This window comes from Blautia sp. LMAG:89, from assembly GCF_008679485.1.
GTDB classification, from domain to species: Bacteria; Bacillota; Clostridia; order Lachnospirales; family Lachnospiraceae; genus Blautia_A; species Blautia_A fusiformis.
This window is the reverse complement of record NZ_NANC01000003.1, coordinates 722,692-744,765: the sequence shown is the minus strand read 5'-3', so window position 1 is coordinate 744,765 and position 22,074 is coordinate 722,692. Positions and strand designations below refer to the sequence as shown.

General features: G+C 42.2%; 18 protein-coding genes and 2 pseudogenes. 2 read left to right on the top strand and 18 right to left on the bottom strand.

Annotated features, from left to right (window positions below; all coding sequences use genetic code 11):
* Positions 1-67: 67 nt before the first annotated feature.
* From CCC70_RS03735 to clpB, 5 genes are all read right to left on the bottom strand, one after another.
* Entirely contained in the window at positions 68-1,900 is a 1,833-nt protein-coding gene (locus CCC70_RS03735; protein WP_287084293.1) for an ABC transporter ATP-binding protein, read from the bottom strand.
* Positions 1,897-4,059 (bottom strand): ABC transporter ATP-binding protein, encoded by a 2,163-nt coding sequence (locus tag CCC70_RS03730; protein WP_287084292.1) that lies wholly within the window; start codon positions 4,057-4,059, stop codon positions 1,897-1,899. The genes CCC70_RS03735 and CCC70_RS03730 overlap by 4 nt, the downstream gene beginning before the upstream one ends.
* On the bottom strand, positions 4,052-4,570 hold the full coding sequence (locus CCC70_RS03725; protein ID WP_270406379.1) for a MarR family winged helix-turn-helix transcriptional regulator: 519 nt from the start codon (positions 4,568-4,570) through the stop codon (positions 4,052-4,054). The genes CCC70_RS03730 and CCC70_RS03725 overlap by 8 nt, the downstream gene beginning before the upstream one ends.
* A 298-nt stretch (positions 4,571-4,868) precedes the next feature.
* Positions 4,869-5,042, bottom strand: coding sequence for a DUF4250 domain-containing protein (locus CCC70_RS03720; RefSeq protein ID WP_044961487.1), 174 nt, complete (start codon positions 5,040-5,042; stop codon positions 4,869-4,871).
* Positions 5,043-5,327: 285 nt separating this feature from the next.
* Positions 5,328-7,910, bottom strand: a complete 2,583-nt coding sequence (gene clpB, locus CCC70_RS03715; RefSeq protein ID WP_287084291.1) for an ATP-dependent chaperone ClpB — start codon at positions 7,908-7,910, stop codon at positions 5,328-5,330.
* A 318-nt stretch (positions 7,911-8,228) separates the two neighbouring features.
* Here clpB and CCC70_RS16665 point away from each other — a divergent pair.
* Positions 8,229-8,825: pseudogene (locus CCC70_RS16665) on the top strand (helix-turn-helix domain-containing protein); the annotation flags it as partial.
* Here the strand turns inward: CCC70_RS16665 and CCC70_RS03700 are convergent.
* Positions 8,797-9,078 (bottom strand): hypothetical protein, encoded by a 282-nt coding sequence (locus CCC70_RS03700; RefSeq protein WP_287084290.1) that lies wholly within the window; start codon positions 9,076-9,078, stop codon positions 8,797-8,799. The pseudogene CCC70_RS16665 and the gene CCC70_RS03700 sit on opposite strands and share 29 nt — an antisense overlap.
* Before the next feature lie 105 nt (positions 9,079-9,183).
* On the opposite strand from CCC70_RS03700, the gene CCC70_RS03695 reads away from it, so the two are divergent.
* Positions 9,184-9,384, top strand: coding sequence for a helix-turn-helix domain-containing protein (locus tag CCC70_RS03695; protein ID WP_087169710.1), 201 nt, complete (start codon positions 9,184-9,186; stop codon positions 9,382-9,384).
* A gap of 76 nt (positions 9,385-9,460) precedes the next feature.
* Here CCC70_RS03695 and CCC70_RS16660 read toward each other — a convergent pair.
* The 12 genes and pseudogenes from CCC70_RS16660 to CCC70_RS03635 form a co-directional block, all read right to left on the bottom strand.
* Positions 9,461-9,711, bottom strand: a pseudogene (locus CCC70_RS16660) (very short patch repair endonuclease); the annotation flags it as partial.
* A gap of 469 nt (positions 9,712-10,180) precedes the next feature.
* Positions 10,181-10,504: a hypothetical protein gene (locus CCC70_RS03685; RefSeq protein ID WP_287084288.1), complete on the bottom strand. Its 324-nt coding sequence runs from the start codon at positions 10,502-10,504 to the stop codon at positions 10,181-10,183.
* Entirely contained in the window at positions 10,485-12,512 is a 2,028-nt protein-coding gene (locus tag CCC70_RS03680) for a hypothetical protein (protein ID WP_287084287.1), read from the bottom strand. Before CCC70_RS03680 ends, CCC70_RS03685 begins: the two co-directional genes overlap by 20 nt.
* Before the next feature lie 5 nt (positions 12,513-12,517).
* The gene (locus CCC70_RS03675) at positions 12,518-13,285 is read right to left on the bottom strand and encodes a hypothetical protein (RefSeq protein ID WP_287084286.1); all 768 of its coding nucleotides are present in this window, start codon (positions 13,283-13,285) and stop codon (positions 12,518-12,520) included.
* Between the two features lie 9 nt (positions 13,286-13,294).
* Entirely contained in the window at positions 13,295-14,494 is a 1,200-nt protein-coding gene (locus CCC70_RS03670; RefSeq protein ID WP_287084285.1) for a restriction endonuclease subunit S, read from the bottom strand.
* Complete coding sequence (locus tag CCC70_RS03665; protein WP_287084322.1) at positions 14,484-15,620, bottom strand: HsdM family class I SAM-dependent methyltransferase; 1,137 nt, start codon at positions 15,618-15,620, stop codon at positions 14,484-14,486. Before CCC70_RS03665 ends, CCC70_RS03670 begins: the two co-directional genes overlap by 11 nt.
* Positions 15,621-15,737: 117 nt before the next feature.
* Positions 15,738-17,273 (bottom strand): IS66-like element ISRob1 family transposase, encoded by a 1,536-nt coding sequence (locus CCC70_RS03660; RefSeq protein ID WP_004611469.1) that lies wholly within the window; start codon positions 17,271-17,273, stop codon positions 15,738-15,740.
* A gap of 66 nt (positions 17,274-17,339) precedes the next feature.
* Positions 17,340-17,690, bottom strand: coding sequence for an IS66 family insertion sequence element accessory protein TnpB (gene tnpB, locus CCC70_RS03655; RefSeq protein WP_158526524.1), 351 nt, complete (start codon positions 17,688-17,690; stop codon positions 17,340-17,342).
* 14 nt (positions 17,691-17,704) lie between these two features.
* Complete coding sequence (gene tnpA / locus CCC70_RS03650) at positions 17,705-18,103, bottom strand: IS66 family insertion sequence element accessory protein TnpA (protein WP_249308030.1); 399 nt, start codon at positions 18,101-18,103, stop codon at positions 17,705-17,707.
* A gap of 110 nt (positions 18,104-18,213) precedes the next feature.
* Complete coding sequence (locus tag CCC70_RS03645) at positions 18,214-18,705, bottom strand: hypothetical protein (protein ID WP_287084284.1); 492 nt, start codon at positions 18,703-18,705, stop codon at positions 18,214-18,216.
* Entirely contained in the window at positions 18,702-21,701 is a 3,000-nt protein-coding gene (locus CCC70_RS03640) for a type I restriction endonuclease subunit R (RefSeq protein WP_287084283.1), read from the bottom strand. The genes CCC70_RS03645 and CCC70_RS03640 overlap by 4 nt, the downstream gene beginning before the upstream one ends.
* Complete coding sequence (locus tag CCC70_RS03635; RefSeq protein ID WP_270190606.1) at positions 21,688-21,918, bottom strand: helix-turn-helix domain-containing protein; 231 nt, start codon at positions 21,916-21,918, stop codon at positions 21,688-21,690. The genes CCC70_RS03640 and CCC70_RS03635 overlap by 14 nt, the downstream gene beginning before the upstream one ends.
* Between the last annotated feature and the right edge of the window lie 156 nt (positions 21,919-22,074).

Sequence of the window (22,074 nt, the reverse complement as noted above, 5' to 3'; positions counted from 1 at the left end):
TGAGCCTCTTTCAGCAAAGCAGACATTCGGAATCCGCTTCGCTACTTCCTCATGAACAAAAACAGGATTATGCCTGTTTTTGTTCAAACTGACTGTTATACAGATCCGCATAGAAGCCCTTCCGTGCCAGCAGCTCTTCATGATCTCCCTGCTCAATGATATCTCCGTCCTTCATGACAAGAATCAAATCTGCATCCTTAATGGTAGAAAGTCTGTGGGCGATAACAAAGCTGGTTCTGCCCTTCATCAGGTTATCCATAGCCTTCTGGATCTGCATTTCTGTTCTTGTATCAACGGAAGATGTGGCCTCATCCAGGATCAGGATCTTATTGTCTGCCAGGATCGCTCTTGCAATGGTAAGCAGCTGCTTCTGCCCCTGAGAAACATTACTGGTTTCCTCATCCAGGACCATCTGATAGCCGCCGGGCTGCTGCATGATAAAGTTGTGGATATGAGCCGCTTTTGCTGCTGCGATCACCTCTTCATCCGTTGCGTCCAATCTTCCGTAGCGGATATTTTCCATAATGGTTCCGGAAAACAGCCAGGTGTCCTGCAGCACCATTCCGAACATCTCACGGAGATTGCTGCGGTTGAAGTTCCGGATATCATGTCCGTCAACCTTGATGCTTCCGCCATTTACATCATAAAAACGCATCAGCAGCTTTACGATCGTCGTTTTTCCTGCACCTGTAGGTCCTACAATGGCAATCTTCTGACCGTCATGCACATCTGCGGAAAAATCATTTACAATGATCTTATCCGGATTATAACCGAATTTCACATGCTCAAACTGTACATTTCCTTCCAGTCCCTCAATGGAATCCGGGTTCTCCGGCTGAAGCTCTTCCTCCGGCTCCTCAAGAAATTCAAATACCCGCTCAGAAGCTGCCGCCGAGGACTGCAGAAGGTTTGTAACCTGGGCGATCTGCTGGATCGGCTGTGTAAAGTTACGGATATACTGGAAGAAGGACTGGATATCTCCAACCTCGATAGTTCCCTTGATGGCAAAAATTCCTCCGAGAAGTGCCACCATCACATATCCCAGATTTCCCACAAACTGCATGATCGGCATCATCATTCCGGAAAAGAACTGTGACTTCCATGCAGACTCATAAAGCTTATGGTTGTCATGCTCAAATTCCTTCAGCACATCCTGCTCTTTGTTGAATACTCTTACCACATCATGGCCGCCGAAATTCTCTTCCACCTGACCATTTACTTTTCCCAGATACTCCTGCTGTGCCTGGAAATATTTCTGGGAGTGTTTCATTACTTTATTAATGATAAGCATGGAAACCGGCAGGATCAGCACTGCTGCCAGTGTCATCCACACGTTGATGGAAAGCATCATGATAAATACACCGATCAGTGTTGTTACGGATGTGATCAGCTGTGTCATGCTCTGGTTGATGCTCATCTGCAGGGTATCCACATCATTTGTCACCCTGGAAAGGATCTCACCGTTTGTTCTGCTCTCGAAATAATTCATTGGCAGACGGTTGATCTTCTTTGAAATATCCTTTCGGAGATTGTATGTAACATCATTGGAGATCCCCGTCATGACAAATCCCTGGATCAGGGAAAAACATGCACTCGCCACATACAATCCCAAAGTCCACAGAAGGATCATTCCGATCTTACTGAAATCAATACCTCCTGTACCGTTTACCTTGGCAACCAGACCATTGAACAGCTCTGTGGTAGCTTTTCCAAGGATCTTCGGGCCTGCAATATTAAAAGCTGTACCTGCCACTGCAAAGATAAACATCAGGATAAAACGGATTTTATATCTGCCCATATAGCCAAAGAGCTTTTTCATGGAGCCTTTGAAGTCCTTGGCCTTCTCTGTTGGCTGCATTCCGTGTCCGCCCATAGGGCCTCTTCTTCTCTGCTGACTCATGCCAATTCCTCCTCTGATAACTGACTCATGGCAATCTGGCGATATACCTCGCAGGACTTCATCAGCTCCTTATGGCTTCCGATTCCTGCCATATGTCCATCGTCCAGTACAAGGATCTTATCTGCATTTAAGATCGTACTGATACGCTGTGCCACGATAATGGTTGTTGCTTCTTTTGTATGTTCTTTCAGCGCTTTTCGTAGTGTGCTGTCTGTTTTGAAATCCAGTGCGGAAAAGCTGTCATCAAAGATAAATATCTCCGGATCTTTTGCGATAGCTCTGGCGATGGAAAGCCTCTGCTTCTGTCCACCGGAAACATTGCTTCCTCCCTGTGCGATCGGAGTCTTATATCGCTCCGGCTTGGTGTCGATAAATTCCGTAGCCTGTGCAACCCCTGCTGCTTTTTTCACTGCATCTTCCGAAATCTCTGTCTTTCCGTAACGGATATTGGAATCAATGGTTCCTGAGAAAAGTACACCCTTCTGCGGAACGTAACCGATCCTGTCACGGACATCCTTCTGTGTCATTTCCCGGACATCCACGCCATCCACTTTCACAGATCCTTCTGTTGCATCATAGAAACGCGGGATCAGATTGATCAGTGTACTCTTACCGCTTCCTGTACTTCCGATGATCGCTACTGTCTCACCTTTTTCTGCCTTGAAAGAAATGTCTGTGATAACATTCTCTCCTGCCTCCGGATATGCGAAGCTTACATGATCAAATTCTACAGTACCCTTCACATCCTGGGAAGGCTGTACCGGATCCTCCGGATCCTGGACACTGACTTCTGTCTCGAGTACCTCGTTGATACGGCATGCAGATACATTTGCTCTCGGCAGCATGATAGACATTGCTGTGATCATCAAAAATGACATGATGATCTGCATTGCATACTGGATAAACGCCATAACATCACCAACCTGCATGCTTCCGCTGTCTACTGCATAAGAACCGCTGTAGATGGTCAGTACGGAAACTGCGTTCATGATCAGCATCATCACCGGCATCATAAATGTCATACAACGGTTTACAAAGAGGTTTGTCTTCGTCAGAGTGATATTTGCATCCTCAAAACGCTCCTCCTCATGTTTTTCCCGGCTGAATGCACGGATAACCGGAATACCGGTAAGGATTTCTCTTGTTACCAGGTTCAGCTTATCTACCATGGTCTGCAGGGCTGTAAATTTCGGCATTGCGATCCTGAACAGCATTGCCATAAATGCCATGATCAGTACAATGGCCACCCCAAGGATCCATGTCATGGAGGAATCTCTCTGAAGCACGCGGATCACACCACCGATTCCAAGGATCGGCGCATAAAGCACGATACGGAACATCATAGCCATTACCTGCTGGATCTGCTGGATATCGTTCGTGCATCGTGTGATCAGGGACGCTGTTGAAAACTTATGGTACTCTCTGCTGGAAAAACCTATGACTTTGTTATAAACCAGCCCACGGAGATCATGTCCCATAGATGCAGCAACTCTGGATGAAAGAAATACCACACATACTGCAGCCATCATGGTGACCAGTGCCATCAGCACCATGCGGATACCTGTTGACTTCATGTAATCCATCTGTATGGCGTCCACATCTTCACCCATAGCTTCATATTCTGCACGAACATAGGAAACACCTGCCTGTGTGATGATGGATTCCTGCATCTTGTCGATCTTTTCTCCGACCTGCTCCTTCATAGCAGACAGAGCCTCTGCAGGCATCTGAGAAAGAGCCGCCAGTGGATCAGTCCCTTCCGGGATTCCCATTTTTGCAAGAGCTGCCTTTGATTCTTCACTGTCGGACGTCAGAGTAGAAACGATCACCATCGGTTTGCCGAAGATATCGTTGAGTTCTTCTCTGTCTTTTTTGGAGATTTTATCCTTTAATACCAGATCATCTCCCTCTTCCTCATAAAATCCATCCACAGTTTTCGCATCATCCTCTTCCATAAACAGCTTCAGACTGTCCATGGACGTCTTTCTGATCTTCTCAGGAACACTGTCTTCAATACCGTTCTGCTGAATTCCCACATTAATGATATTGGATGTGTAATTCGGCAGAGACAGATCACAGTATGCCTGAAGAAAAAGAAGCGCAATGATGAGTACGATGTAACCTGCAGATCGTTTCAGATATTTCATCAGTTTAATCACGTTTCTGTTCCTTCCTTTCTGTCATTTCATCCGGATGAAGCTTTTCTATGGCTTCCTCCGGCTGGATCTTTTCGATATTTACAAGGATCTGCTCCAGAAATCTCCGAAGCAGGCACTGTTCCGCCTCACTGAAGCCTTCCATCATTACAGCCTCATTTTTATGGATCCGTTCCAGTGCTTTTGCCTTGATTTCCTTTCCCTTTTCTGTCATGTAGATCCTGGTCACACGCTGGTCCTTTTCATCCGGTTTCTTATAAAGAAAGCCTGCTTTCTCCAGTCTCTGTATCGATACATTTACCGTAGGCGGCTTGATATGCAGGATCTTTGCAATTTCCCGCTGACTCAGGCCATCCCTTCCGGACACAAGCCCCAGAACCGGGATCTGTCCCGGATAAATCCCAAGCTCCTGCATCTGACTAAAGCATTTCGTCATAAAATGACGGTCTACCTTCATAAACAGAGATAAAAAACTGCTCTGCTTTTCTTTCTCATCTTCCTCCTTACAAAACACGCTGTCACTCCTCTCTCATCCGATCAGACACCTGCTCCCTGTTAATGATATACGAAGCAGTGATCTTTTTTAATTAGTCGGCTAACTATATATAATATACATCTGCACAAAAAATGCAATTGATTTTTGTGAATTTTACACTTTTTTAAGATTTACAGCTTCTTTAATTTCCACCTAAAATCTATTAATTAATTTGTTTAACTAATTTATTTTCTTCTGTTTTTCCTATTTTTCCACAAAAAAATACCCGCTTCGTCTTTTTATTCGAAACGGGTACTTCTTTCTGTTCCTGATTTTCTTATACAAACTGATTCACAGCCGGATCATAAGCATAATCGATCATGTCAAGCTTATCCTCCAGTTCTTTCCGGTTAAGTCCTCTGTCCTCACAGAAGGCATCCAGGGATCTGTAAAAATCCCGCAGCTGTGTATTTACGTAACTTAAAAGCATTACCGGGTCCTTTGGTATCATAATCTGTTTCCATCCTTTTATCTGATATTTATCCAATATCCCAGATGCTGCTGGATAGCTGTCTGATCTGAAATATCAGATTTACTATCTTACCAATTTTATTTTTTGTCAAGAGCCAGTAAAAAATTTTTCAGGATTTTTTATTTCTTCAGTATCTGATAAAAATATTCCATTCCTTGTCCAAAAAAGAACTGCCTGGTTCCGATTTTCATCCTGAAATGAATTTCTATCAGAACCGACAGTTCTTTTCCTTGTCAATCTATCATAACTTTATGGAGTTATTTTTTACTTCGTGCTGACGGTAAACGCTCCGTCCTTCGCATCCAGCACAATGGTATCTCCGGCATGCACATCACCGGAAAGGATCTTCTTGGCTGTCAGTGTCTCCACATAATTCTGGAGATAACGCTTCAGAGGACGTGCACCGTAAACAGGATCATAACCGTTATCCACTACCATCTGTTTGGCAGCATCTGTAAGCTCCAGAGAAAGCTCCTGGTCAGCCAGACGGTCACTGAGCTCTTTGACCATAAGATCTACGATCTTACCTACATTATCCTTGGTCAGCGGCTTGAACATGATAATCTCATCCAGACGGTTCAGGAACTCCGGACGGAAGTGACCACGAAGATCATTCATAACCTGTTCCTGTGCCTCCGGCTTGATATCTCCCTTCTCGTCGATACCGTCAAGAAGGTATGGAGAACCAATGTTGGAAGTCATGATCAGGATCGTATTCTTAAAATCAACCGTACGTCCCTGTGAATCCGTGATACGTCCATCGTCCAGTACCTGCAGAAGTACATTGAATACATCCGGGTGAGCCTTCTCGATCTCATCAAAAAGAACAACACTGTACGGTTTTCTTCGAACGGCCTCTGTCAGCTGTCCGCCTTCCTCATATCCGACATATCCTGGAGGCGCTCCGATCAGACGGGACACGGAATATTTCTCCATGTACTCACTCATATCGATACGGACCATATTCTGTTCATCGTCAAACAGTGTGGCAGCCAGAGTCTTGGCAAGCTCTGTTTTACCAACACCGGTTGGTCCAAGGAACAGGAAGGAACCGATCGGCTTTGTGGGATCCTTGATTCCGGCTTTGGAACGAAGGATCGCATCTGTTACAAGACGAACACCCTCATCCTGTCCTACTACACGTTTGTGCAGCTCATCCTCAAGGCCCAGCAGCTTGGTTCTCTCACCTTCTGTCAGCTTGGTTACCGGAATACCGGTCCATCTGGAAATGATACGAGCAATCTCATCATCTGTGACAGCCTCATGTACCAGGCTTCTGTCACTCTCTTTAACCTGCTTCTCCTCAACCTCCAGCTGCTGCTGAAGCTTCGGCAGCTCGCCGTACTGCAGCTCAGCTGCTTTCTCCAGATCGTAATTCTGTTTTGCTTTCTGGATCTGTTTATTGATATCCTCGATCTGCTCACGTAATTTCTGAAGCTTCTCTACGGAATGCTTCTCATTATCCCACTGAGCTTTCTGGGTATTAAAAGTATCTCTCAGCTCTGCAAGTTCTTTCTGCAGATCAGCCAGACGCTCTTTACTTAAGTTGTCAGTTTCTTTTTTCAGGGCAGACTCCTCAATCTCCAGCTGCATAATCTTACGTCTCTGCTCATCCAGCTCTGTGGGCATGGAATCCAGCTCCGTCTTGATCAGCGCACAGGCTTCATCAACAAGGTCGATTGCCTTATCCGGGAGAAAACGGTCTGTAATGTATCTGTGTGAAAGTGTGGCAGCTGCAACCAATGCACTGTCTGTGATCTTAACACCGTGGAATACCTCATATCTTTCCTTCAGGCCACGGAGAATGGAAATGGTATCTTCCACTGTCGGCTCATTTACCATAACCGGCTGGAAACGACGGGCAAGTGCAGCATCCTTCTCAATGTACTGTCGGTACTCATCCAGAGTTGTTGCACCGATACAGTGCAGCTCACCTCTGGCAAGCATAGGCTTCAGCATGTTTCCTGCGTCCATGGCGCCGTCTGTCTTACCTGCACCCACGATCAGATGAAGCTCATCGATAAACAGAATGATCTGTCCTTCGCTCTTCTTCACTTCCTCAAGTACCGCTTTCAGACGTTCCTCAAACTCACCACGATACTTGGCACCTGCAACCAGCGCACCCATATCCAGGGCAAAAATCTTCTTATTCTTAAGACCTTCCGGTACATCTCCTGCCACAATACGCTGCGCCAGTCCCTCGATGGCTGCTGTTTTACCAACGCCAGGCTCACCGATGAGAACCGGGTTGTTCTTGGTCTTACGGGAAAGGATACGGATAATATTCCGGATCTCCATATCACGGCCGATCACCGGATCAAGCTTCTGGTTCTTCGCCTTCTCCACAAGATCCTCACCGTATTTATTCAAAGTATCATAGGTTGCCTCCGGGTTGTCACTGACAACTCTCTGGTTTCCCCTGACTGTAGATAATGCCTGAAGAAAACGCTCTCTGGTGATTCCGAATTCATTGAATAGCTTCTTCATGCTCGGGCTTGGATTCTTCAGCATGGAAAGAAAGAGATGCTCAACCGATACATACTCATCTCCCATAGCCTTCGCTTCGTCCTCTGCACTGACCAGTGCCTTGTTCAGATACTGACCAAATCGAAGCTCTCCACCGGAAACCTTAACTCTGGCATCCAGTGCCCTCTTAACTGTGTCAATAAAATATTCCTTCTGGATTTCCATCTTCTCGATCAGCTTGAGGATCAGGCTGTCCTCCTGTGTCAGCAATGCATACAGAAGGTGTTCCTCCTCAATCTCCTGATTGCCATATTCATAAGCAACCTTCTCAAGATCCTGGACAGCCTGTACGGATTTCTGTGTAAATTTACTGATATTCATAGGCTTTCCTCCTATTCTATGAAAAGCATTTCCAATATTCGCATACCGGAAATGCTGTGCTTTTTTCTTGTTCTATGAGAACTATAACACCATTTATTAGCACTGTCAAGAGGTGAGTGCTAATTTTTACAAAGAATTTCGCCATCCGTAAAATGAAAAACTAATTTCCATCTTTAGCCCTTTATGTTCTTTTTGCTGGAATCAGGGGTGGAACTTAGCCCTACAATAAGGTATCCTATAACAAATGCCAGGGTACACTGGCCCATATCCTCCGATCGCCGGAAATGATCCATTTTTATTACAAAGGAGGATTTATCTATGGCTACTAATAATATTGGAAATCACAAACACCTTACTCTCGCTGACCGTGCTGCTATCGAACATGGAATACAGATTGGCGAAAACTTTACACAGATCGCTCAGAGGTTAAACAATGATTCCTCTACCATCTCAAAGGAGATACGGCGGCATCTCATACATGTTCCTCATTATCAGGACGACCTACAGAAGAAACGCTCAGAATGCCAGTTCTTTCATTCCTGTGAAAAAAGAAATGTATGTGGCAGCCTTTCCTGCCAGTCATTATGCTTTAAATGCCGTTCCAAACGCTGCGCCGTGTACTGCCGTGATTTTACTCCTATACTTTGTGACAGACTTAAAAAACCATCTTACGTCTGTAATAACTGTAAACAGATCCGGACCTGTTCCCATGACTTCTATTTTTACCGTGCCCATTATGCCCATGACCTTTATAATGAGATCAAGGTTTCTTCCCGTTCCGGTATCAATCAGACTCCTGAATCGCTGGAACAATTGAATCAACTGGTTTCGCCTTTTCTCCTTAAAGGGCAGCCATTATCTCATATTTACGCTTCCAATCAACATCTTATCGATTGTTCCATCCGTACATTGTATCCTTTATATCATCCTCGATAGGTTTTACGTATTTATCTGATAATTCCGGATACTCATCCAGCAACCTTTCAAAGAGTTTATAAAGTCCATGCTCTGTACATTTAGCTAGGCATGAAGAAAAAAGTTCCATTGTCATTGGCTTTTGTTTATCGATTGCCGCCAGTTCATCATCGGAAAACTCGAATGTTAAGATAAGGAATTCTTCAAAATTATGTTTTTCTTTGTTGTTGGATAGCTCATCATATTTTTTCATCCCTGCTCCTTTCATATGCCTCTATTATAGATACATTTTTCAGTATAGTAAACTATTATTTTTCCCATGATAATGATTATATTACAAACTGGGAAGTGAACAGAAATGATAAGCTATTCTCCATTATGGGAGACCATGAAGAAACGGGATATCTCCACCTATACACTGATTCATAAGTATGGAATTAATCCCCGAACGATCAATAATTTAAAACATAATAAGTCTATTACCATGTTTACACTGGAAAGGCTTTGTGAGATTTTAAATTGCGAACCAAATGATATTATAAAGTTTGAGAAAGAATAAAAGCTACTGGATGATTACACTCCGGTAGCTTTTCAATCTTATGGATTTATCCTAAGCATACGTTTTCACAAAAACTATCATCACGTTCAATATTTCGTGATATTTTTCTTATCCAATAATCAGAATTTTTGCTTTTTTCCAATTTAGGTTTTAGAATCTTCCAATCCTTTCCATGGAAAAACTCTCCATCAAAAACACAGAAATTTTGTATTTTTTCAGTACTATATCTGGCTTTTTAGGTAGATTTTTAAGATTTGATATAACGGTATCCTTTAGCCCCACAATACTTTTCTAGTATAACTTCAAGGAAGTATCTTTACTACGAATGTTCTATATACTTTTTCTTCGCTGATCCACTGTTAAATTATTCATAATTTATCTCCCTTATCTTTGAAAGATCATATCAATATGATATTCAATAAAACGACGATCCGGCAGGAACTTACTTGGCATAATAATTTTTATAATCATAGTTCATAAACCATGCCTTTGTATATTCATCCATACTCTCGTTTTTAACTGTGAAAATACTATTATTTTATAATTGTAATTAAGTGTAATCGCCCCCCTATCTAATGCTTTATCATGCAATGTATTTAGGCATAGACCTTTTTTAGGATTAGTTCGTTCTGTTTTTTCATTACTCCCACTCAAAGTAGGGTTTTGAGATATACATATTTTATATAGCGTTCATGCTACAATCCGGCGTATTTTTCTCATATTCGCCGGTGTATTTCTGTGTCTCGCAAATAGTGTACTCAAAATGTGCTCATGCCATGTTGCAAATTTAGAATTTTCATTCTTCGCTCAATTCCGCAGAATACTTTTCGATCGCAGCTTTGTATAAATCACACGTTTCATCCTTGAATTGTACTCGCTTTTTAATTAGTGCATCGAATTTATCGTATATGTTTTTATAAATTATTTTGTGTGCAGGATTTTTTAAGCTTTCCTCATCATAAGAATCCATTTCGAATCCATTTTCTGCGCTCCCATCAACAATCAAGTTCAGTAATCTCAAAAGATCCTCTTTTCGAATTTTATCTATGGTTTGTTTATCTGTTTCCAAACCACTTACTGAAAAAAATCCCTGTCCATTCTCAATGTAAAGATACTTCATATGTTTTGCTCCTCTCGAGATACGCTTCTTCACCTGCTTCCAAGCAATTCAGCATAATTGATCTACGCTTTAACTTATTTCCCTCCAGATCTGTTAGTTCTTCACTGGTTGGATATCCAGAATAAAGGTGATATTTGATAGCACCATCCGGAGTAATCTCTTTTTCTGTGTATATGAGAAAATCAGGATGTACCGAAGCCCCAATAGTGTTATTGTGCGTTGCAATCACAACAGGAATGTGTTCGGACAGTTCTTTCAGTAAAACATCAACACCATCTTTTAAAAAAATATTGTCAAAAGAAGATTCTGGTTCATCCAAAATTAAAATATCTTCTTGTAAAGCATCTTTCACTCGTTGAAGCAGATTATATTCTGATCGTTCGCCACCTGACGCTTTAGTTCCATATTTATTCAAAACCTCATATTCAATATAAGCAAAAAATTTATGATATTCAGAACTTGGAATATTTTGATTTTTGCGTAACAAACACAAATACTCGTACGGATCATTATATTTTTCGTAAAGGGGAGTAAGTGCATCACTCGTTCTAAACACCGAATGAAGCTCCTGAGCTCCATTAAAAGGTCTCGATTTTGCAACGATGTTGAACGAATGGACGCTTTTTTGTTCAATAATACGTTTTTGCTGAATACCTTTAACAATAGCAACGAAGTTTTCTATTTTTCTCTGATTCAGCAAAATCCTGTAAAAGTCAATCTCCGGAATAACTGTATTTGTCGTCCTACTGCTCAACTCCGTCTTTATATTACCTACAATATCATTCACACATTTCATAGCGCTTGCTAATTGGCTTTCAGTGATATATTCTTTTCTGAGTGAAATCGCCAAATTTAACAATGCTTTTCTCTCAATATGAGAATTTATCAATTCTCGATACTCTAAATTAGAAATCAAAACATCAACAGCTTCAATAAGCTTTTTAAGTGATGATAGGTCTTTAATGTCAAATAATGTTTCACTAAATAGTTTTGCTTTTGCAAAAGCATCTTGTCTTTCGACCTCTGCAGCAGATTTTTTTAACATTTCAAGATATGTTTCTATTTCCCTTTCATCTGCTCTTAGATCTACCGCCTGTACATTATCAATCACATTTCTAAATGGTTGCAAAAATTCCTGAGTAATGGAGTCTCCTTTTCTCCGTAAAAGTTCATCAAATCTTCGTTTATCTGCTTCTTCATCCCGAGCAAGTAATTCAAACTGGCGTATATAAGCAGCATGTTCATACTGATCATTAATAGCGTCTAATGTATATGACTTTCCAGAAGATCTCCCTCCCAAAACAACTGTCAGACCTGTAGAGATTTGCAATCCATTATCTAAAATTTGAAACAAAACATTCCCTTCATCTGGAGAAAGTGAAACTTTGGCACGGTCTCTTAAGGCGTGTTTTAATGCATTTATAGATAATTCCTCAATATCAATAAAAGTTTGTCTATCTGGGAACTGCGCCTCCCTGTTTTCCATGCGTTCATCGCTAAAAAGAATTGGTACGAGTTCCCCACTTCTTTTTTTCATTGATATAAATTTTTTTACGCTTGTGACTTCGCCGCAAGTAATGTGGTCTTTGATTTTGGGAATTCGATGTAATTCTAACTTTGGACTTTTATCATAGTGAGGTATCAGTACATACTTTCCGATGTTTGGAAAATATTCCAGCAGATCATCTTCTGATATCCAAGAAGTATTCGTTGAATTTTTTCCCTGTATATGCTTGCATCGAGGTTCAAAATCATCCAGGTCGTCCGGTGAAGTAATCAATAATAAATGTCCCTGCTCTACATCAATTTCAATCCCCGGAAATACTGGAACTGATATTTTTTCACAAATTTCTTCATATTGCTTTCTATCAAACAGATTATGATTTGTGACAGCAATTGCATCTAATTCTTTGCATTCCACATAACTTTGCAGCGCATCCATGGAGAATTCAAAGTAATGGTCACTTACAGTCGCAACTGTGTGAATGTGTAAATCGACCTTTTTCATACTTTCTATCCTCCTATCAGTCCCAATGCAGCTGTTCCCAAAAGTTGAACTACAGCACCGTAAAACCAACCATGCTTTTCCATGTGATTGGAAATCTTTTCAAATAATTTCTTTTGCTTCGGTATGGCTCTGCTTGACTGTATATTTTCGATCAATTCTTTGACTTCATCCAACAATTCGTGAAGTTCCTCTTTATCCTCACCGCCTTTTTCATCTATGACTTGCTCAATTTGATGTATGGAATTGTCCACAGTCAATGTAGATCCCGAAACATTACCGAAAACTAAGTTTCCATAGTTGATGATACTTTGCTGGCGTTCCTTTTCACGCTTATCTTGCCTATATAAAGCTGTCTGTTTATCCTCAAAATAGGAGAAGGCAGGTGGTAACAAGTCGAGCATGCCTCCATTGTCAAATGATAAAAGCCCGCCAATCATCCCGTATTGTATTAGTTTCTCGAGTTCTACTCCAATAGACATCTGGACATACGACGGAAAAATATCATCAGAGAAATTAACATGGCTGTCCCTTACGCTGTCACACTCCAGTAAACATTTTAATATCTCTTCTGATGTCTTATCCATAATGCGAAAGCCTTCCACTAACGGTTGGCCATTTACAATAGATGATGCCCGATTCCGAACAATCGCTTTTTGTTCCATGCGCTTCTGCTCCCTTGCCCGTTTTTCATCTTCTCGCCGCTTTTTATCCGCAAGCTGTTTTGCCTGCTTCATTTGAGATTCAATTTGTCTTTCCAATGGACTTTTGGCCATATTTTCACCTCATTCCACCCGTGCCTGTCCGTTCATCAGCATAGGCAAAAGCCAGTCACGGAGTTTTAATAATTCTTGTGATTGTTGAGCTACCATTTCGAGATTTTCTCTTATTGGACGCACAATATCGATAAATCGATTCATAATTTCTGATTCCTTAGATGGAATAGGCATAATTAGCTGCTTAATTCCTCTAACATTTAAGCTACCAAAAAATGAACCTGTATCGGTATTGGATTTTATCTGCGCTTTCATATCACTGCTTGCAAAAAAGTAGTACATAAAAATGGGATCAACATTTACTGCCCTAATGGCAGTCATATTTCTACCTATACCACAAATAATTCCTTCTGGAATTCTTGCAATATCTCCTACTCGCCCAGCATTTGTTATCACCAAATCTCCACATCTTACCTCAATCTTTGAAGTCCAAGCAGCATAATCATTGGCTGATACATAATATTTGTTTGATAAATCAAGCAACCCCATATCAACCAAATTGTCTAATTGCAATAAGTAATAGTTTTCAGCCTCAAAGGACAAATCCGGTTTTTTAGAGTGCAGACAATCTACAACTGCGCAAATTTCCTGTATATTTTTAGCTTCCCACCCCTTGGGAATCTCCCGTTTGAGTTGCTTATTCCAGACCATTTCACCGCCGGAGGTGCGGTAAGGCTTACCATTTTCGTCAGGGAAATCAAACTGCACAAACCAGTAGTCGTAGAGGGTCTTTGCCATGGATTCCAACTCAGAGCAGATTCTATCATTTAAACGGATTTTACTATCTATTGCATAAACACTACTGATAAGAGTTTTTTGATCCTCATAAGGAAAATCTAAAACCTGAAAGGAGTCCAGAATCTGCATCGTCAAAAATTTTGTTTGAGAACCTTGAGCAAGTCGTTTTAGATGCTTCAAGGATAGTTCAAGAGAATATTTAATATAATCAATGTCGTATCCTTTTTTGGCAGTGATAACATATGTACGCTGGTATGCATCAAACTTTCCTTTGTATCGTTGAAGATGAAAATTCCCCTGTGCGTTGTTTCCGGCAAGTAAAACTACATCATCATCAAATGAAAATGTATTTATTCTCAGCGGAGTGGGTGCACATGTAAAAAACGGGAATTTTCCATCAGGTATTTCGGCGTTCGCATCAAGTTTTCCGGTAGTAATATTGCTTACCTGTGTAAGATTCTTAGTTTTCATACTTCACCCGCCCCAACTGCTGCTTAATCTCATCCTCCAGCCGACGGCTCTCTGCAAACAGCTCGTCCAGTCGGGTGGTGAATCCGTTCATCTTCTCAGAAAATTCATCAGGAGTCAGCTCTACATACTCAATTTTGACATCAAAATACTGACCGGCAGAAAAGGACAGCTTCTTTTCCTCAATCTCTTTGTAGCTGACTGCCACGCAGAAATCATCGACTGCTTCACCAGCATTGAAGATATCAATAATTTTGTTGATTTCCTCCTGGCTCAGCACCGTCCGCTGGTTTTTACCATCAACCTTTTCTTTTGTTCCCAGCTTGGACGCATCCATCAGGATTACCTGTCCATCCCAGTTTTCTTTATCCAGAAAGATAATAGACACATTGGTGCCGGTGGTAGCAAAGATATTTGAGGGCATGGACACAACACCACGCAGCATACGATTTTTCACGATATGCGCTCGAATCTTTTTAGGAATACCAGAACCGGCAGTCAGAAATCCGGTAGGAACCACAATCGCAGCTTTTCCATTTGTATCCATAGAATAGATGATGTGCTGCAAGAACATCAGGTACACAGCCATGCTGCTCTTGTCTTTATTGGGAATATTGGGCACACCGGCAAAGAAACGGCTGCTATATTTTTCACCGGCTAAGGTTTCCCGATTGTCGCTGAAGTCCATGTTGAAGGGAGGATTGCTGACAATATACTGGAACTTGGCAAGCCCCTTCTTCTGTGGGTTCAGGTGCCGGGGAGCAATAAGCGTATCGTCATGCACTACATTGCTGAGAGAGTGAACCAGATTATTTAGGATCAGGTTTAGTCGCAGGAACTCGTTGGACTTGGAAGATATATCCTGAGTGTAGATGGTGCAGTTGTCCTCGCCAATTTGGTGAGCCAGAGCCAATACCAGCGTACCGGAGCCAGCCGCAGGGTCATAGACGGTAGCATTGGTCACTTCTCCATGCACCATAATACGGGCAATGATATCTGCAATGGTGTGCGGAGTGTAGTATTCCGCATACTTACCAAAATCCTTGTTATAGTCTTTAATCAGATACTCAAAAATCTGGGAGAAGAAGTCGTATTTCTGCTCAAAAACTTCTGCAAAGCTAAACTCCACCAACTTATTGATAATTGCACGGCAAAAAGCAGATTTCTTTGCTGTTTCAATGTAAGCGTCAAATAAAACAGTGTATAGAAAAATAACCGTCAGCCTTTTATACTAAAAGGTCAACGGTTATCGACAGAATTCTTTTACAAGAGGATTCCAAGGCAGATAATCATCCAGATATTCAGGATGTTCAAGAAAAGCACTCCCCGGCATGTCGGACAGGATATATTTTATATATTTCATCGGGGCAAGCCCATTCGCTTTCGCTGTCTCTACCAGTGTATAGATTCCTGCACTGGCTTCCGCCCCTTTCGGACTGCCGGAGAACAGCCAGTTCTTTCTGCCGATCACAAAGGGACGGATACAGTTTTCCGCAAGCGAATTACTGATGGAACAATTCCCGTCTTCCAGATAATTCCAAAAACCTTCACGGTTATTTAAGGCGTAATGAAAAGCTTTTGAAAGTTTGGATTTCGGCAGCTCTCCGATGGCACTTTTTTCTGCCCATGACCAAAAAGCCTCGAGAAGCGGTTTCTCGCGGATAAGACGTTCTTTTTTCTTCTGATCAGGAGGGAGCGCCTCCAACTCTGACTCTATGTTAAAGAGTTGATTCAGACGGAGGATTGCTTCCGCAGGTTTTGATGCTTCCGAATTATGGATGTCTTTTGGGAGCGCATCCACGAAAGCCCGGCGCAGATGCGTATAGCAAAGACATCTTTTTACTCCTGAAACTGCATTGTATCCGGAGTAAGCGTCTGTATGGATATAACCTTCATATTCCCTCAGAAACGCTTCCGGATATTTCCCGCTTCGTCCCGGCTGGTACTCGAAGTAGCGGATGGGATTTACGGCATCTCTGATGCTGCAGTAAACCCACATATAGGAATCGGACGTATTTTTCCGTCCCGGTTCTTTCAGCACCTGTACATGTGTTTCATCGATATGAAGGTATCTCTGTTTCAGAAGTTCCAGCTTCAGACGGTGGACGATGTGTACAAGCCAGTCCCGATAGACAACCAGAAGCCAGTTTGACATAGTCGCTCTGCTTAAACGTAATCCCAAAGCCTCCCATTCTTTTTCCTGTCTGTACAGCGGGATGCTTAATTCAAACTTCTGGTGGATGAGCCAGGTGATGGTAGATGCAGATGCCAGAGAATGCAGGACGGGAGGATATGGCACCGGAGCCTTCTCCATATAAGGAGTTCCGTTTTTCCGGCATGACCTGCATTCATACGTTTCCCGGTAATGGTCAATCACCTTGAGTTTTGCAGGGATAAACTGTACTTCCGTGCGGACGAATTCTTCCCCTACTTTCACCATCGTACTCCCGCAGTTATCGCATATCTGTTCCCTTTCATCTATGGTATGGAGTACTTTGCTGTGAGGGAGATTTTTTACCAGTTCTTCCCGCTGACCGGTGTACTTCCTTTTACGTAGGTGCTTCTCTATCTCAACAAGCTCCGGTTCGTGTGCATCAGGATCCGCACAGGTTTCGATTTCATTAAAAAGAGACATCTGCCCCTCGATTTCGAGAGTAGATGTCTTCTCGGATTTTGTTCCATAAAGTTTACGGGTCAGGAAATCAACCTGCTCTTTCAGGAGCCGGACCTGCTGTTCCAGTTCTTTGATATGATTTTTATACTCCTGTTCCGTAGCTGACATAACCTGAAAACCCTTTCGTTTCGATAAGATTATTATACCATAGAATCGTCAGATTTCCCAGCATTTCTAAGGATTTTCAGTATTTTCAGACTTATGCGGGAGCCATTTCTGAACTGCCTTTGGCTGCTCCGGGTTCAAACCTTCCAGAAGCCAGCGTAGCTGCTGATCAGAAATCTGTTTTGCTTCTTCGCCGGTCCGCGGCCATTGGAGACGTCCGTTTTCGTACCGTTTGTATAAAAGGCAGAAACCGTCTCCCTCGTAATGGACTGCTTTGATCCGGTCAGCCCTCTTTCCACAGAACAGGAATAAGGAATTGCTGTAAGGATCCAGTTTGAAGTTGTACTGGATGATATCCAGCAAGCCATTGAGCTGCTTCCTCATATCGGTGTAGCCGCATCGGATATAGATTTTCTCCACATGGGAAAGATCTCCTAACATGACTGCACGGCTTTCAGAATGTTTTCCAGCATCTGGGCAGATGTGCCTTCATAAAGTTCCACTGTTATGGATCCGATATGAAGTATGGCTGCAGGAGTGGAACGGGAAATGTTTCTGTCCGGAAGTGAAAGCTCCGCAAACTCAGCCGGGGATTCCGTTAAAGCAGTTGACTGTTGGTCTGTACACATGTGGATGCCGTTTTTCTTGCGGGGCAGTTCTTCCAGGGCAAGCTTTCGAATTTTGGAAAGCCAGTAATAATAACTTTTCAAAGAGATATCGTGTTGTTCACACCAGATCTGATTTGTCAGTCCGGAGGCCCTGCATTGCTGTATTACATCCAGCCAGTATTGAAGTTTCACCTGTTTGTCTGGAGTCAAAGAAGAAAGATCCATAAGCCTGCTCCTTAGATTAGATTTAGAGTTTTTAGAGTCAACTCCCAAAACTCTAATCAATAGTTTACATGCAACAGCCAGAAATTTCGATACACCCTCTTATTGGACGCTTACGTTTCAATGACATACTGAGAAATTGGCTCAAAGAGCTTGATTTTCTCCTCGCTGCCGGTCCGGACGGAAAAGATGTCTAGGTTGTAGTTTGCAATATCTACCAGCGTATCATCAAAGAGTTCATGGAAGGGATACGGTGTTCCATCTGCTTTCTTCATGCTATCGTCGTTTTGGTGGTTAAACAGGTAGGAAATATAGTGGTTCTTTTTCAGCTTTGCCACATTGCCACCCAACATCATGAGCATCATCTCATAGTCTTCGTCTGGCATAGCACTCAGTGCTGCTTCCACATTTTCTGCCTCGGTAATGGACGGTTCAACCTTGCTGGCTTCATAGCCGAATTTGTCACTCAAATATTTGTACAGAAACACCTGAGTGATGATTTTATATTCACCCGGAGAGCCACCTAAGCCAAAGTTGGCACAGATGGCTTTCAGGTCATCAATCATCTGTTTTGTCTTTATGGTAATCGATTCAATCTGCATCATGCGGTATAATTCCTTTCGGCAAAATATTCAGTCGAAATACATTGGTCTATAAACTTCACTTGGTCGAGAGTGGGTTTTACGCCACTCTTGCGACAGGATTGGATAATGGACGGCATGATCTCCTGTGAGAAAAACGCATGGTTGTCCATCATCCGTTGATTTTTCAAAACTTTTTGGTCAACTGCCGCTTTCACTCCCATAAGCACATCAAAAATCACAGAATCTGCTCCAATGGGTGGCGGACTTGCTTTTAGCCTTTTATGGGTACGCATATATTTTGTATCATTGCCATACTTGGAGTACAGCATCTGATCCCGAAGGTTCTGCTGTGCAGCAGCTTTCCGAATCCGCTCCAAGTCCTGAATGTGCTCTTTCATTTCATCAGCGGTCAGTTCCTCTATGTTTTTCTTTTTGAAAATCCGCTTGAGTTCATCAAGTAGAGACACATACTCAGGGTCTTTGGGGTCAAGGGAACGTTCCAGTTCACGACGGGTTTTCTCCAAAGTATCCTGAAACTGGTCGGCAATCACCATTTCGCTCTCAGATACCTTGCGGAAATGAAACTCAACCTGATCCAATGCGGTATTGAGCAACTCGGTCATATCCTCACTTTTCTGCATATTCTGCTTGAGGTTGATAATGCTGATACGATTATTGACTTCGGTAAGCATAGCATGAAGGCGTTCCATCGAAAATTTCTTTGCCAGCTCATCGTAGCCAAAGAGTTTCATAATATTGATCAATTCCTTATAGGTATCCAATGCCTGACGCAGAGAAAACAGCTCCCCCTTATCGTCCAGAGCGGTGATCTGCTGAGAGAACAATTCTGCGTTGTCCGTTGCATATAGAAACAGCTTGTCCTGTATGCTTTTTAAATCCTGCTCAATCTCCTCTTGAGACTTGAAAATATTCCGGTATTTTTCAAATTCATCGCCAAGCTCAGACTGCAATTCTTCAAAGTATGCCTTGTTGGTTTTGTCAAATTCGTTCCGGATGTCTGCAAAATCTACTACATAGCCATAGCGGAAGGTTTTATAAGGACGATTGACACGGGTAAGGGTTTGCAGCAGGTTGTGCTCCCTGATCACACGACCAAGATACTGCTTTTTCAGTCGAGGAGCATCAAAGCCCGTCAATAGCATATTGTAAACCACCAGCAAGTCAATCTTGCCCTTTTTGAAGTCCTCCTGATAACCACGGCGGGTTTCTTTATCTTCCACATCGCAGAGAATCAACTCATGAGTCAGTTCCGAGTATTTATCCAGTTCTCCCTCAATTTTAACGGCTTGTGGAGAGGAGTCACAAACGATCATACCTCCAATGGTACTGTCTCTCAATGCGATTCTACTGTGCTTGAAATCTTCTACGATGTACTCCACCAGAGCTGACACATACTTCGGGTGTGCATACACATCCTTTTTGGATAGGGAGCCTTTCTCTGTTTCCAGAGATTCCAAAATAGACTGCATCTTGGTGCGATACTCTGTTTTAATGCCTTCCCGAATCAATTTCAGTGTGTAGCCGTCGGCAATGGAGCGATTGTAATAATATTTGTGAATGTACTCTCCAAATACATCCTTCGTGTTATATCCGTCACCAATCAATGGCGTGCCGGTTAAAGCAATTATCACAGCATCACGATCGGAAGCCATTAAGTTTGCCAAGAAGGAACCATTGGGTTTGTAGCTTCGGTGAGCTTCATCCAAAAAATAAATGCGCTGCACATCTACATCATAATCGGATTTTCTGGCAACAGATTCCTCTGTAAATTTCTGAATATTTACAACGGTTATGCTGTCCTCACCGGAGTTATTGGATGTTCCAATCGTTTTAATATTTCTGATAAAATCTTCCTTTGAATTGACTTTTTCAACATGAAGACCACGAGCAGCAAATTCCTCACTGGCTTGCGTAAGCAAATCAAGCCGGTCAACAACAAAATAGAATTTTGCCACCTTGCCCTGCCGCTGAAAATAATCACGGAGATATCGGACATTATGAAAGGCAAGCGCAGTTTTTCCGCTGCCTTGAGTGTGCCAGATGATACCGTGTTTCACACCCGCATCGAGTTTTTTCTCGATAGCCAAGGTTGCAAAAAATTGAGGATAGCGCATAATATGTTTTTGCAGAGTTTTGATGCCATTCTTGTCTGTTCGCTCCACATAGGCAAATCCATATTTCAAAAACATGTTGAAACGGGAGTGGGTGAACAAAGAAGTCAGCATTCGATTGGTGGGTGTATGTTCATCAATGTTACGGGCATATTCCTCTGTTCCTTTGATTGTAACCAAGTTGTTGTCTATCAAAATGGTTTCTTCGATGTTGGTGTCAACAGGGCGAACAGAACTATGTATGGTAGGATCTTCTTCACGAAAACGGTTAAAGAACAGCTTCTCATAGCTGCTGGATGCATAGAACGCACCTTCGATTGGTTCCACATCGTTGTCATCGTACTCCATGTTGTTGGAGAACACCATAATCTGTGTGATGTTGGCAAACCGACGGAATACCTTTTTGGCAAACCGCTTGTTCATACGAGTATGCTCTGCAATGATACCATCACGGTTGTTTGGTTTCTTCACTTCAATGAACGCCAACGGAAAACCATTGACCAACAATGTAATATCCGGGCGAAACTCATCTTCACCATTTTGGTATGTCAGTTCTGTTACTACATGATATGAATTTCGTGATTCATCTTCCAAATCAATCAGTCGTAAACCATTGAATCCGCTGAGAAGAATTTTATAAAACGCACGTCCTAAATCATCTGTATTGAGTTTGATTGCCAGCTCTTCAACCAACGAATCTACATCAGCTTCAGTCAGTACAGTACCATTCAGGCGATTGATGCTGTCACGCAGAATTCCTTTGAAGATATTTGTTTTAGGACAATATGCTCCGGAGCAATCCTTTTGTTTTATATATTTGTATCCTAAACGGGTTAAATGAACCAACGCCGGAATCTTCACTCTGGAATTTTCATTGTGAATCACATGACTCGCCTCCCTCAACCAGAACGATCTCCATAATATCCCCAATGTCGCAATGTAAGGCTGTGCAGATTTTCACCAAAGACTCCGTGGACACATTTTCGTTTCGTCCCAACTTCGCAATTAAGGCTGGACTAATCCCAGCAGCTTGCTGTAAATCCTTTTTCTTCATATCCAAATCAATCAATAATTTCCATAGCTTCTTGTAGCTTACTGCCATATTTGCCACCTTCCATGCAACAATTAAAGTTTATAATTTGTTATTATTATACCAGAAATCTTTTTATTTATCAATAAAACTATACGATAATGAAGTTTTACTATCCGATAACCCAAGCAGCATCATTAAAAAGAAAAATAAAACTTGGAAAAGTCT

Bases quoted from the DNA above. Each gene is read 5' to 3' on its own strand.
- CCC70_RS03735 (WP_287084293.1), bottom strand. From the start codon at position 1,900: ATGAGTCAGCAGAGAAGAAGAGGCCCTATGGGCGGACACGGAATGCAG.
- CCC70_RS03720 (WP_044961487.1), bottom strand. From the start codon at position 5,042: ATGATACCAAAGGACCCGGTAATGCTTTTAAGTTACGTAAATACACAG.
- clpB (WP_287084291.1), bottom strand. From the start codon at position 7,910: ATGAATATCAGTAAATTTACACAGAAATCCGTACAGGCTGTCCAGGAT.
- CCC70_RS03700 (WP_287084290.1), bottom strand. From the start codon at position 9,078: ATGAAAAAATATGATGAGCTATCCAACAACAAAGAAAAACATAATTTT.
- CCC70_RS03695 (WP_087169710.1), top strand. From the start codon at position 9,184: ATGATAAGCTATTCTCCATTATGGGAGACCATGAAGAAACGGGATATC.
- CCC70_RS03685 (WP_287084288.1), bottom strand. From the start codon at position 10,504: ATGAAGTATCTTTACATTGAGAATGGACAGGGATTTTTTTCAGTAAGT.
- CCC70_RS03680 (WP_287084287.1), bottom strand. From the start codon at position 12,512: ATGAAAAAGGTCGATTTACACATTCACACAGTTGCGACTGTAAGTGAC.
- CCC70_RS03675 (WP_287084286.1), bottom strand. From the start codon at position 13,285: ATGGCCAAAAGTCCATTGGAAAGACAAATTGAATCTCAAATGAAGCAG.
- CCC70_RS03670 (WP_287084285.1), bottom strand. From the start codon at position 14,494: ATGAAAACTAAGAATCTTACACAGGTAAGCAATATTACTACCGGAAAA.
- CCC70_RS03660 (WP_004611469.1), bottom strand. From the start codon at position 17,273: ATGTCAGCTACGGAACAGGAGTATAAAAATCATATCAAAGAACTGGAA.
- tnpA (WP_249308030.1), bottom strand. From the start codon at position 18,103: ATGGATCTTTCTTCTTTGACTCCAGACAAACAGGTGAAACTTCAATAC.
- CCC70_RS03645 (WP_287084284.1), bottom strand. From the start codon at position 18,705: ATGATGCAGATTGAATCGATTACCATAAAGACAAAACAGATGATTGAT.
- CCC70_RS03635 (WP_270190606.1), bottom strand. From the start codon at position 21,918: ATGGCAGTAAGCTACAAGAAGCTATGGAAATTATTGATTGATTTGGAT.